Genomic DNA, 12,094 nt, shown 5'->3' with positions numbered 1-12,094 from the left:
AAAATCAGCCCGCACTCTTCTCAGTCATGCGCCGTCTTGCTCGCGGCGCGACTCGAGTTCGCGCTCTTTCGCCAGGATCGACCGGCGCGTCTCAAGCGCGCTCAGAACATGCGCCCGCGCCAGGCGCTCGGCCTTCTCCCCTTCCCGCTGCGAAATCGCCTGCACGATCGCAGCATGCTCGGCTTGCGCAACGGCGAAGCGGCCCTTCTCGGCCAAGGTCGTCGGCCCCAGCAGCGCGATCGCATCCTGCAATGCCGACAGGCTCTTTTCGAGATAGCGGTTGTGGGCGGCAGTCTGAATTGCGTCGTGCAGTTCGCGGTTGTGCCGATAAAGGTTGAAGGGCTCGCGTTCGAGCTTTTCACCCTCGGCGACAAGTCTCGCCAGCGCGGCAAGATCCTTCGGGCTGGCATGTTTCGCGGCGAGCGCTGCGGCGGTGCCTTCGAGGGCCGCGCGCATCTCGTAGAGCTCTTCCACCGCATCCATGTCGAGCACGGAGACGACAAGTCCGGTCCGCGGCCGCAGATTCAACAGGCCCTCGAGCTCGAGCCGCGTCAGCGCCTGACGCGTCGGCGTCCGGCTGATGCCGAGGTGCTCCGCCAATTCGATTTCGCGCATGCGCCGGCCCGGCGCGAACCGCCCTTCGATGATCTCTCGCCGCAGCGCTGCATAAGCATAGTCGGCAGCCGATGCGAACTTCGTGCGGTCCGGCAGCACCATGTCGTCGCTCATCAAGTCATCCAATCTGATTCGGCTGAAGCAGGCTCGCACCCAGTGGACACGTCCAACCGCCGCTCATCCAGAGGCATCCGTTCTTCCGGCCGCGCGCATCGCTCGATCGATGTTGGCCACCGCCCGGCTTGAACGAAGGCAACATGCGCAGGCCGATAACAATAAGGGTAGCAGCCTCGCAAGTTGATGTATACACTGGTATCCAAAGTATACAATGGTATGCAAAAGAGCGGATGCGATGCCACAGGCCAAACTCAGGGCGACTTTCATGCGCGGCGGCACATCGAAAGCCGTCGTGTTCAACAGACAGGACCTGCCGGCGGATCCAGCACAATGGGATCCGATCTTCCTGTCGGTGATGGGCTCACCCGATCCGAACGGGCGCCAACTGGACGGAATGGGCGGCGGGTTGTCGTCGCTCTCCAAGGTCTGCGTCGTCGGCGCGCCGACGCGGCCGGACGCCGACATCGACTACACCTTCGCGCAGATCTCGGTGAAGAGCGCCGCGGTCGATTACAGCGCAAATTGCGGCAACATGTCTTCGGCGATGGGACCATTCGCGGTCAGCGAGGGGCTCGTGAAGGCTCCCGTGAACGGCGAAGCCGTCGTGCGCATCCACAACACCAATACCGGCAAGATCATCGTCGCCCGCTTCCCGATGCATGAGGGGGAGATCGCGACCGAGGGCGACATGACGATCGACGGCGTCAGCGGACAGGCTGCGCCCGTCCGGCTCGAGTTCATCGATCCCGGCGGCACCAGAACCGGACGCCTGCTGCCGACCGGGCGCGTCTGCGACCAGTTCGACATTCCCGGCCTTGGCCCCGTCGAAGCATCGCTGGTCGATGCCGCCAACCCCTGCGTCTTCGTTGCAGCCGCCTCGCTCGGCAAGGACGGCAGCGAGATGCCCGACGCGCTCGAGAACGATCCGCTATTTCTGGAACGGATGGAAGCGATCCGCTGCGCCGCTTCCGTCGCCATGGGCCTTGCACCCGATATCGCGGCAGCAGCGAAGATTCCAAGCGTGCCCAAGGTCGCGATGATCGTGCCGCCGCGAGCGATGACGACCTTGTCGGGCCGGCGGCTGGAGCCCGCGGACATGTCGCTGGGCATCCGGATGATCTCGATCGGCCAGCCGCACCGGGCCGTTCCGATCACCGGTGCTACCTGCCTTGCCATCGCCGTGCGTATTGCAGGCACACTCCCGAACCGGACGGCTCGCGCCGACGCTGGTCCGATCACCATTGCGCATCCCTCCGGCACGACCGTGGTCGATGCCGCCGTCGAGCACGCCGATGACCCCGCCGCCGCGCGCGCCATCCACGGCGCCGTCTATCGCACCACGCGACGGTTGTTCGAGGGGAACGTCCTTTACCGAGCCGCGCCAATCGCGGCGCAAGCGCGCCGCAGCGCGTAACGAACCCGGAGCGACAAGCATGCCTTATCTCACTGCAGCCGATACCAACACGCGCGCGCCCGGCCTTCGGTTTCGTGATCTTCTCGCGCGCCCTGGTATTTTGGGGATGCCCGGCGCCCACAACGGAATGGCGGCTCTCCAGGCCAAGCAGGCGGGCTTCGAGGCGCTTTATCTGTCGGGCGCCGCGATGACGGCCTCGATGGGCCTTCCGGATCTCGGCATCATCACCGTGGATGAAGTGGCGTTCTTCATACGCCAGCTCAAGCGCGCCGCGGATCTTCCCATCCTCGCCGACGGCGACACCGGCTACGGCGAAGTGCTCAACGTCATGCACATGGTGCGCGCGTTCGAGGATGCTGGCGCGGCCGCGGTGCAGCTCGAAGATCAGCAGTTGCCGAAGAAGTGCGGGCATCTGAACAACAAGAAGCTCGCAGACCCCCGCGATTTCGCCGCCAAGATCGCTGCGGCCGCAAAGGCGCGGCAGCATCTCTACATCGTGGCGCGAACCGACGCTGCGGCAGACGAAGGGATCGACGGCGCCGTCGCACGCGCGCGGCTCTACATGGAAGCCGGCGCCGACGCCATTTTCCCTGAAGCGCTGGTCAACTCCGAAATGTTCCGCGAATTTTCGCGCCGCATGCCCGGCGTCCCGTTGCTAGCCAACATGACGGAGTTCGGCCGCACCCCGTTCTTCACCGCGCCCGAGTTCGAGGCGATGGGCTACAAGATGGTGATCTGGCCGGTGTCGTCCCTGCGCGTCGCCGCACGCGCGCAGGAGAGGCTTTATGCGACCCTGAAGCGGGACCACAGCACGCACGGAATGCTCGATCAGATGCAGACCCGCGCCGAGCTCTATCGCACCATTGGTTATGCGGACTATGAAGCGCTCGATCAGAGCATCGTCCGCACCATCGTCCCGGAAGGCACGCCGCAGAATTCGAGGCCCTAGCCTGGCGATGTCAGCGAGCCGGAATCAGCGCGCGCAAAATATCCGGCTTCCAGGCCTGACGCGCGCTGTCGAAGGCCGCGAAATCATGGTCGAACTGCCAATAGGCCCATGACCAGCCGAGCCTGTCGGCGCTCCTCGCCATGAATGCCAGATATCGCTGGCGGCTTTCCGAGGGCGCGCGCTCATAGACGCCGAACTCGCCGAGATAGACCGGGCGCCGCTCCTTCTCGGCCCAGAGACTCATCTTCCTGAAGTCAGCGGCCACCTTGGCTTCGTCGTCGGAACTACCCCAATCCAGCGGGCCGATCCGCGAAAACGTCCGCGACCACGGCGCGCCCTGATGCGTGAACCGTATCGGCGCGTAATAGTGAAACGTGACGACGAGATTTCTGTCATCGGCCGGCAGGGCCAGCTCGTCGACAGGGATGTCATCCGTGTTGAGGACGGCCGCAATGACCGGCCGCTTCGGGTTGGTGCGGCGGATGATTTCAAGGCATTCGTTGAGAAGTGAATTCCACTCGGCAGACTTCATCTGCCCACCGGGCTCGTTCAAGACCTCGAAATGCAGCGTCGGATATTTCCCGGCATAGCGCTCGGCAATCTGGCGCCAGAACGCCCTGAGCTTCTCGGCGCATCCGGAAACGTCGCTTTGGCAGACATGGGTATCGTGCTCGTCGACGACCGGAATGAGCCTTCTCGCGATGACCTCCTCGATGACGGTATCGAGCCGCCTCAGGACGATCTCGTCGAGCACGTTGCCCGCGCCCATGAACTTGAAGCCGAAGAAGTTGATCCTGACATGCGAGAACCCCGCCTTCTTGATGGCGGTCAGATTGTCGAGACGGAATGGCGCGTTCTGGCCGCCCTCCCAGATCCCGTCATAGCCGAGAATGTTGATGCCACGTCCCAATCCGGCTGCGTCACGGGAAGCGCCCTGCCCGGCCCCTTGCGCATGCGCGCACAACGACGCCAGGCAGAACAGCGCAACAGCGAAACTGAGGCTCTTCGGCCAGCGAACGCGTAACGCGGTCATCCTGCTTCCATTCTCAGAAACTAAAGATCCGCCTGCGGCACCGGCCTGCATATCGCGAAGAAGAATGCTACCAGCAGCACCGACGTGAACATCGTCGATCGAAGGAACGTCGTCTCCGTAAAATTGGTCTGGCAGCTGAGCACGACAAACCCGATGATGACGGCACAGTGCGACCTGTCGATCGCGCGCGCTGAAATCAGATGGAGGACCTTGCTCGAAAACAAAAGAATGCTTGCCGCGAAAAGGACATAACCCAGGAATCCCGTTTCCATCAGGATCGCGATATAGCCGCTGTGATAATTGTCGAGCACCCAGCCGTGGTTCTGCTCGAAATAATCGTAGATCGACGGGATCGTCCAGAAGCCGTTGATCCCGAAGCCGAGCAAGGGCGCGTCCTCAAAATGGCTGATCGCGTAGTGCCAGATGAAAGTCCGCTCGGTCAGGTCGATGGTCGCGTCGCCGACATGGATGGAATCATATCCTGTCGTGTAAAAGTAGAAGATCAGCGCGGCGGCCAGCAGGCACATGACGAACGGCAGGATCGCGTAGATCCGCATGCACATGACCGACCACATCGAGGTCAAGAGCAGTGCACAGGCGGCCAGGGCGACGGCTCCGGCGCCGCGCGATTCCGACGCCAGGACGCAGGTTGACGCCAGCAGGAACATCGCCAGGAAAGCCAGCCATCCCTGCCCCCTCATCTTCAGATAGCAGGCGAAGAACATCAGATACGCGCCGACGAAGCCGAGCGTCTGCTTCGATTCATAGATGCCCTGCCACTGACCCTTGTGCATCCAGCTTTGGTCGATCCCGATATCTGGCACGGCGAGCGCAAAGAAGGCGGAGGCGCCGACCAGGATGAAGAGCCCGAGAGCCGTGGCCCCGATCACCTCGTCCGGGTCGATGCGCGTGATCAGGCAGAACGCGCCGAAGGTCGTCATCGCGAGCGCCGCGCTCTTCATGATCGCGGCTAGGCTCAGGCCGGCCCAGAACACCGACATGACGGCGAGCGTATAGAATGCGACCAGCGCGATCAAATCGGGATTGATCTGCAAACGCAGGCGCGGGCGCACGAACGCGCTTGCATAGATGAGGACAACCCACATCAGGATCGCGATGGCCTGCTGCAGATAGGTCAGCTCCGGCGGCAGCAGGGCGCTGTTGAGAGTGCCCATCGACGCGACCACGTTGACGGTGATCGAACAGGTGATTGCGAACCTGGCAATCCTCTCGACGCCAACGCTGCGAGTCTTCCAGATCGCGCTCTCGAGTGCTCCGGAATCCACCTCGGTATGCAGGCTGGCCATGGACCGACCTTCCTTAATCGCGGTTAATTATTTGCTAGCGCGGCCCTGCCCCCACGCATCCGGCCTTGGGTCGTTAAGATTCCGGTAACGATACGTACGCGGTCCGAAGCATTAATGCAGATTATACCCCGTCGGTATCTCGCTCCTCACTCCCCTGCTATACACCTCAGTCCCAGCGCGATCGACCATTCCCGAGTGATGTGATTTTCCCGGTTACGCATGAATACGTCTGGCAATACGTTCGAAATCGCCGTCGAGCCGGCATTCGACTTTCTGTCTCCGGAATATGCGGAGCTGTTCGAGGGCTCGGCCGCGACGGCGTTCCAGCATCCGCTCTGGCTGCATAGCCTCTACGCCAGGCTCGCGTCTCATGCGGGGGCTACTCCTCTGGTGGTGGTGGCTCGCCACCGCACGACGCGTGGCCTTGCGATGGTGCTGCCCCTGCTCCGGATCCGGCGCGGGCCGATACGGACCGTTGAATTCGCTGATCTGCGCGTCTCCGACTATCTTGCGCCGGTTTGCAGCCCGGAGGTGTTTGCGGAGTTGCTCAGGGATGCAGATGCATGCGCGGAGATCCGCCATCTCGTCCGCCCCTTCGATCTGCTCCGGATCACCAAGCTGCCGGACGGACGACTTCCGATCGAGAATCTCCTGGCCGCGCCCCGCCGGGTGGCAACAGACAGCAATGCCTATGCGACCGTTCTCGTCGCTCCGTTCGAGCAGTGGCGGGCGAGTGCGATGGATCGCTCCTATCAGAAGGAGCTCGCCAAGAAATATCGTCAGCTCCAGAAAAAGGGCGCGCTGAGCTTCGCGTGCTGCGATGACAGCGCCTCCGTCCTCGAGGCGCTCGACGTGATGAAGAAGTTTCGCGGCCCACGGTTTCAGTCGCAAGGTGACGGGGACCTGCTCCAGCGTCCCGAATATTATGGCTTCTATTCCGACGTCGCGGTCCGGGGTCTCGGCTCCTTCGTGCGGCTCTATGCCATGAAGATGGATGGCCAGGTGATCGCTGCCGTGCTCGGGCTGCACCATCGCGACAGCTTCCTCGTCATCATGAGCGCCTTCGACATTGACGGATACAAGAGCCAGTCGCTGGGCGCGCTGATGTTCGAGCAGGTGGCGAAGGATTGCATCGAACGCGGCGATCAGATGCTCGACTTCACCATCGGCGACGAGCCGTACAAGAAATTGTTCGGCGCTCAGCCCTCGCCGATGTGGACGGTCACGCAGGCCGGCAGCACGGCAGGTGCCATATCCCTGTTCGCGCTGAAGCAGGCGCCCTGGCTCAAGCTGGCCGCCAAGCGTGTCTCGGAATTCAGGCTCTCGCCACCCCGCACCTCGACGCCGACGCGCTGAACAGCACCCGGGCGCAGCCCTCAGGCCCGTAACGCGCTTCGGACCTGCGCGAGCCAACCTGGCCGCATCTGATCGACCTGATGGGTGAGCCGGCGCCGCAGGAAGTGCAGCCGTCGCCGCACATCCCAGCTGATGTCGTTGCGGGACGTCAGCGCCTGGCGGAAGCGCGCCATCTTCAGCGATTGCTGGTCGGCCGCGATCTTGGCGGGGTCGGAATAGAATTGCGAAATCTTCTCCGTGCCCATGCCGTCCGTTGCGAGCCACCGCGGGGCATGTTCGGTGCAGAGACGCTCGACGTCCACCAGCAGACGGGCGACACCGGTTCCTGCGGCGGGACAGTTGGTCTGGAAGGCATCGCCGATGAGCACGATACCCGGCTGGAGATGTCCTTCGACGATGGACAGGTCCATCACCCAATTCTGGACACGGTCGATCACGCGAAAATCGCCGAGGAAGGGCTGCAATCCCGGCAGCAAGCGCAGCAGCGTCGCCTCCGTGTCACGACGCAGATCGCGCATCACCGGATCGGTCGGGTCGCGGAACATGAAGAGGTTCGCGCGCATGCCGGCACGCACCGGAAACAGGCTGAGATAGTCGACACCGTCTGCCGTGCGCTCGCCGTAACAGGTCAGCGCGTCGAAATCGAACGGTGCCCCGTCGCGGCGGGCGATCGTGAAGCCGAACGACACCGAATGGCGCTCGGCCAGCACGCGGCGCTTGATGCCGAGCTTGTAACCGAGTGCACCCGCCATGCCCGTGGCCAGAACGACAAGGCGCGCTTCCACGCGCCGTCCGGACGCAAGTGCGAGATGCTGGATATCGTCACCAGCGGTGATCGCGGCGACCTCGTCGACAATCAGGCTGGACGGATCGGGCAGCTGGCTGCGCGCCATGCCAACGAGATCGGCATAGGGAAGCCCGTAGGCCTGGCCTACGCTGACATCGACGACCTTGCCTTCCCTGATATTGAGCACGCGGTCGTAGGAGCATCCCGCGTTCGCGAGCGCATCGATGAAGCCGAGCCTGCGGAACATCTCCAACTGGTGGCCGCCGATCTTCTCGACCCGAAACTCGTCCGGATGCACGGCCCGCTTGTCGATCAGTGCGACACGATGCCCCGCTCGCGCAAGAACGGCCGCCGCGAGCGAACCGGCAAGGCCGCCGCCGACGATGGCGATATCGGCAACGATCGTTGCGGCCCCGGTTGCGGGAAGCGGCTCGGTCACGGTTGTCTCCGCCGTCATCATTCAGGCTCCCACGAATAACAGTGGTTCCAGGTGCAATTATCCCGCCTGATGTCGCATCCAAGGGTCGAGCGCGATCAATTCCGTCGATCGAGGTTAATGAATGCCACAGCCGATCCGGCAGCGCAGCCCAGCGGCACGTGTCTTGCTCGGGATGGGCGACAAGGTCCGGACTCCAGTAATGCTACGGTGGAATGAATGACGACTCTTCGTCAGCGCGGTGTCACATCGCCGTTCGATGACAGGCGGCGCTTGCCCTATCTGGGACAGCCCGGACGAAACTGTTTCACGGTGACGCAGGGTGCGCCTTCCCGATACCCGGCACGACCGACGGACCACCGCGGGGAGCCCATTAACACTCACGGTTTTCCGGCATGCTAGGCTTTTCCCGATATCGTAATGCGCAGCTGGGGAGAGACGCCCCTTAACCCTCCATGATCGACTCCATCATCCAGTTCATGCGGCGCGACGTGACGCGCGGTGTTGCCGGGACCATCCTGCTCAAGGTTGGTAGCGGCGCGCTGGCGTTTGCGTTGTTCTCGCTCGCCGCGCGGACGATGTCGCCCGATGGCTTCGGCATCTTCGCGACCTGGCTTTCGGTGGCCCAGATCACAGCGGTCGTGGGACTGGTCGGACAGGAATCGCTCCTGGTGCGATTCCTCAACGAGTACCAGGTTGGAGATCGGCCCGATCTCACCAAGGGCGTGCTGCTGTCGAGCTTGAAGATCTCGTCTGTCGCGATGCTGCTAGCGATCGGCGCGATCGCGATCGTGGCGCACATCAAAGGCGACAAGTGGCTGCTGATCCTCGCGGTCGCGGCCTACACCGTCGTGAGTGCGGGACTGATGCTCGGCAGCCAGGTCGCGCGCTCGCTGGTCAGCATTCTCATGGGCGAAGGTAACCGCGAGTTCTTCTGGCGGGTCGGCGTCGTGCTGTTTCTGCTTGCTGTGATGACCAGTCATCATCAACTCGATCCCGCCGAACTGATCGCCGTAATGACGGTTGCCATGTCCGTGGGCCTCGGTGCGCAGATCATCTCGGTTGCGCAAGCGCTGCCGGACTTCCGCAACACCGTGGCGCGTTCCGAGACGCCGCGCTGGCGCGCGAGCGCGCTTCATTTCTGGGTCGCCTCGATCCTGGAAGCCGCGAACCAGTATTTCGACGTCATCCTGGTCTACTGGATGCTGGATCCGGCCACCGCCGGAATCTATTTCGCCGCGTCGCGTCTCGCCAACATCTTCGCCATGCTGTCGGCCGCGCTCTACAGTTTCGGCGCGCGCCGGCTTCCGTCGCTGTACTTCAGCAAGAACCATCAGGAGTTCGAGCGAACGCTGCAGTTGATGGCGGAAGTGACTGCACTGTGCGTTGCCGGCGGACTTCTCCTGATCTGGATCGGCAGTCCGTATCTGCTCAACCTGTTCGGGCCTCATTTCGCCGCGCAGCACTGGGTCCTGATCGTGCTCGCGATCGGAACGGCCTTCCAGGCCGCGGGTGGCCCCGCTGCGGCGATACTGCAGCTCACCGGCCATGAGCGTATCTACGTGCCCGTCGTCGCAGCCAATGTGGCGCTGCGGCTGATCGGATTTCTCGTCCTGATTCCCTGGCTCGGCGTGCTTGGCGCTGCGATCTCGGCGACCATATCGCTGGCGCTCGCGACCGTCGCGCTCAACATCCTCTGCCGCCGACGGACCGGGGTCGATCCCTCAATTCTGGTGCTGTTGCGCTTCTCGGCATGGAAGCGCGGCGCCTATGTGGTTCGCGGCGCCGACAGCGGCGACTAGCCGGTCAAACCGAGCACTTCACCGCGTCGTTGCGCCGAGGGATCAACCGGCACGCGATTGACGACGATCCCGGTCGGCACGCCGCCGAAGCGGGAGAGCGATGCCGTCACCCTGCGCATTGCGGCTGAGTCGACCGCGTCTTCGCGCGCGACCAGAATGACCAGATCGGCGTGAGCGGCAAGCGCCGCCGCCTCCGGCTGCAAGGCCAGCGAGGTTGCGTGGACGACGACCAGATCGAACTCCGAACGGATGTCCTCGGCATGCGCCAGTTCGGGGCTCTTGCCGGCGCTCAGCAGCGCGTCGACACCGGGAAAGCTCGCCGTGGTCGTGCCGTCCGCGTGCCCTCTGGCCTGCCCGGCTCCGGCACCGCCAAGATCCGGCTCGACCCGGATCAGGACGCTCAGCTTGCCCCTGTTTACCGCCCACCGGTTCAGCGAGCGCGCGACGGTGTTGCCGCCGGCGCGCTTGCCGACCGACATGACGAGAGCGACCTTGCCACGGGGAGCCGGCAATTTCTCCAGCTGATCGACGAGCGGACGCAGATAGGGGCCAAGATCGAGCTCAGCCGTCGCGGACACCGGACCTTGCCAGATGTTCCGGGGCGCATCGCCGGGCACCAGGTCCGGAATGCGGGCCCACACCGGCGGACGCGGCCACGCCGGAGGCTGCCGCGGCGCCGGATCGGGAGAGCGAACCTCCTCAACGGTCTTGTCGGACCCGCGTCCGGGTCCGGTGGCGACGACGACCGCGGTCGATGTCAGCAGCGAGCCGATCGCGAGCGCGGCGAGCAGCAAGGGCAGCGGCGGAAGCGTCGAGCGCAGCGGCGGAATGGCGGAGGACGCAATCTTGGTCTGCGAGCTTTGCAACAGGCGCTGTTCGTTCGTCGTCTTGGAGCGCGACAGGAACTGCTCGTAGATGTTCCTGTTGGCCTCGGCGTCGCGCTGCAACTCCTGCAGCTTCACCAGCGCCTGACCGTCGACCAGCAGCTGCGATTCAGCCGCCTTCATCTGGCTCTCCAGCGCCTTCTGCTGATCGCGCTGGGCCTCGTATTCCGACTTCGCCGTGTCGATGCTCTTGCTGCGCTCGACCTCGATCTGCCGGTTGAGATCGTTCAACTGGCTGTACGACATCACGAGGTCGGGATGGCGATCGCCGAACACCGCGCGCTTCTGCGCGATCTGATCGTTGAGGGCCGATCGCTGGGCGCGCAGGGCGCTCAGCAGATCCTGCTTGGCGGGCGCCTCGACATTGGCCTTCACGTCGCGCTGCGCCTGCTCGAAGCGCGCTTTCGCTTCTTCAGTCCGGGCGCGCGCGGCGGCAACCTGCTGCGACAGCTCGGTCACGCGCAATTGCTGGGTCGTCGAATCCTTGCCGGCGTTGACGATCCTGTGCTCGAGCTTGAACGCGGCGACGGCATCCTCCGACGTCTTCAACCGGTCGTTCAAGGTCTTGAGCCGGCTGCTCAGCCAGTCGGCGGCCTCGTCGGTCGCCTCGGTGCGAATGCTCTTCTGGCTCGCGACGAACGCCTCGGCGATCGCATTGGCATAATAGGCCGCCCGCTCCGGCCGGTTCGAGGTGAAGCGGATGGCGATGACGTAGGTGAGCCCACGACGGGAAATATCGAGGCGGTTGCGGAATCTCTCGAGCAGACGCGCAGGGTCGGTGTGCCCGCCGGAAATGTCCTCGTCGTCCTGAACCTTGAGCTGCTCGATCAGCGGCTTGAGAAAGCCGTCGGACTTCGCCACTTCCACGAGGCTCTGTAACGCCGCGCTATCCTGCCCGATGCCCGGCAGAACATCCTGCTCCGAGGTCACGCGTTGCTCGCGAGGATCGACGACGACCAGCGCGGTTGCGGCAAAGCGAACCGGGATGACCAGGAGGACGACGACGCCGAGCGCGAAGATCGCGAGCGCAAGCATCAGGATGCGGCGGCCGTTGTCGCGAATGAAGGAGAGCGCGCCCGAGGCGGTCAGAATGCCGCCGAAACGCGCGGCAGTACCGCTGGCCTCAGCGTTCGACGCACTGCGCGTCTGCCACGACGCGGCGACACCGGTCGATCCGGAAACTGTCGGCTCTGCGCGGCGACCGAACGTCATGGACTTTACTCGGATTCAACTGGCAAACACTGTTCAGTGGCCTGCTCCACCGTAAATATCTATGGTTAATCCGCGGTTACCCCGCCTCGGCGCGACTATGACCAATTGGTTAACGCGCCTGCTTCGCTCCGAGTGAAAACCGCTGCAATTGCCCTACGCGCGATGCCTTTTCAGCAGGCCAT

9 protein-coding genes are annotated in these 12,094 nt (G+C 63.7%); 4 read left to right on the top strand and 5 right to left on the bottom strand.

Features of this window, described 5'->3' with window-relative positions:
- Nucleotides 1–24: 24 nt before the first annotated feature.
- The gene (locus VGR99_RS13080; RefSeq protein ID WP_326898779.1) at nucleotides 25–729 is read right to left on the bottom strand and encodes a GntR family transcriptional regulator; all 705 of its coding nucleotides are present in this window, start codon (nucleotides 727–729) and stop codon (nucleotides 25–27) included.
- Between the two features lie 238 nt (nucleotides 730–967).
- Here VGR99_RS13080 and VGR99_RS13075 point away from each other — a divergent pair, with 238 nt between their 5' ends.
- Entirely contained in the window at nucleotides 968–2,146 is a 1,179-nt protein-coding gene (locus tag VGR99_RS13075) for a 2-methylaconitate cis-trans isomerase PrpF family protein (protein WP_326898778.1), read from the top strand.
- 19 nt (nucleotides 2,147–2,165) lie between these two features.
- Nucleotides 2,166–3,095 carry a methylisocitrate lyase gene (gene prpB / locus VGR99_RS13070; RefSeq protein WP_326898777.1) on the top strand — a complete coding sequence of 310 codons (930 nt, stop codon included), beginning with the start codon at nucleotides 2,166–2,168 and terminating at the stop codon, nucleotides 3,093–3,095.
- Nucleotides 3,096–3,105: 10 nt separating this feature from the next.
- Here prpB and VGR99_RS13065 read toward each other — a convergent pair whose 3' ends face one another.
- Together VGR99_RS13065 and VGR99_RS13060 are read right to left on the bottom strand one after the other, a co-directional pair.
- Nucleotides 3,106–4,128, bottom strand: a complete 1,023-nt coding sequence (locus VGR99_RS13065; protein WP_326898776.1) for a glycoside hydrolase family 5 protein — start codon at nucleotides 4,126–4,128, stop codon at nucleotides 3,106–3,108.
- A 20-nt stretch (nucleotides 4,129–4,148) separates the two neighbouring features.
- Entirely contained in the window at nucleotides 4,149–5,435 is a 1,287-nt protein-coding gene (locus VGR99_RS13060) for an O-antigen ligase family protein (protein ID WP_326898775.1), read from the bottom strand.
- 219 nt (nucleotides 5,436–5,654) lie between these two features.
- Between VGR99_RS13060 and VGR99_RS13055 the strand changes: the two genes are divergently transcribed.
- Entirely contained in the window at nucleotides 5,655–6,791 is a 1,137-nt protein-coding gene (locus VGR99_RS13055) for a GNAT family N-acetyltransferase (protein WP_326898774.1), read from the top strand.
- A gap of 20 nt (nucleotides 6,792–6,811) precedes the next feature.
- Here the strand turns inward: VGR99_RS13055 and VGR99_RS13050 are convergent, their stop codons facing one another.
- Complete coding sequence (locus VGR99_RS13050) at nucleotides 6,812–8,035, bottom strand: NAD(P)/FAD-dependent oxidoreductase (protein ID WP_326898862.1); 1,224 nt, start codon at nucleotides 8,033–8,035, stop codon at nucleotides 6,812–6,814.
- 434 nt (nucleotides 8,036–8,469) lie between these two features.
- Between VGR99_RS13050 and VGR99_RS13045 the strand changes: the two genes are divergently transcribed.
- Entirely contained in the window at nucleotides 8,470–9,816 is a 1,347-nt protein-coding gene (locus tag VGR99_RS13045; RefSeq protein WP_326898773.1) for a lipopolysaccharide biosynthesis protein, read from the top strand.
- Here the strand turns inward: VGR99_RS13045 and VGR99_RS13040 are convergent.
- Nucleotides 9,813–11,912, bottom strand: coding sequence for a GumC family protein (locus VGR99_RS13040; protein ID WP_326898772.1), 2,100 nt, complete (start codon nucleotides 11,910–11,912; stop codon nucleotides 9,813–9,815). The two genes, VGR99_RS13045 and VGR99_RS13040, sit on opposite strands and share 4 nt — an antisense overlap.
- Nucleotides 11,913–12,094 lie beyond the last annotated feature (182 nt).

This window comes from Bradyrhizobium sp., from assembly GCF_035935975.1.
Taxonomy (GTDB): domain Bacteria; phylum Pseudomonadota; class Alphaproteobacteria; order Rhizobiales; family Xanthobacteraceae; genus Bradyrhizobium.
Note: the sequence above shows the minus strand (reverse complement) of the source record. Positions and strands in the feature narration are given on the sequence as shown.

Coding starts and splice junctions, on each gene's coding strand:
- VGR99_RS13080 (WP_326898779.1), bottom strand. CDS start 729: ATGAGCGACGACATGGTGCTGCCGGACCGCACGAAGTTCGCATCGGCT.
- VGR99_RS13075 (WP_326898778.1), top strand. CDS start 968: ATGCCACAGGCCAAACTCAGGGCGACTTTCATGCGCGGCGGCACATCG.
- prpB (WP_326898777.1), top strand. CDS start 2,166: ATGCCTTATCTCACTGCAGCCGATACCAACACGCGCGCGCCCGGCCTT.
- VGR99_RS13065 (WP_326898776.1), bottom strand. CDS start 4,128: ATGACCGCGTTACGCGTTCGCTGGCCGAAGAGCCTCAGTTTCGCTGTT.
- VGR99_RS13060 (WP_326898775.1), bottom strand. CDS start 5,435: ATGGCCAGCCTGCATACCGAGGTGGATTCCGGAGCACTCGAGAGCGCG.
- VGR99_RS13055 (WP_326898774.1), top strand. CDS start 5,655: ATGAATACGTCTGGCAATACGTTCGAAATCGCCGTCGAGCCGGCATTC.
- VGR99_RS13050 (WP_326898862.1), bottom strand. CDS start 8,035: ATGACGGCGGAGACAACCGTGACCGAGCCGCTTCCCGCAACCGGGGCC.
- VGR99_RS13045 (WP_326898773.1), top strand. CDS start 8,470: ATGATCGACTCCATCATCCAGTTCATGCGGCGCGACGTGACGCGCGGT.
- VGR99_RS13040 (WP_326898772.1), bottom strand. CDS start 11,912: ATGACGTTCGGTCGCCGCGCAGAGCCGACAGTTTCCGGATCGACCGGT.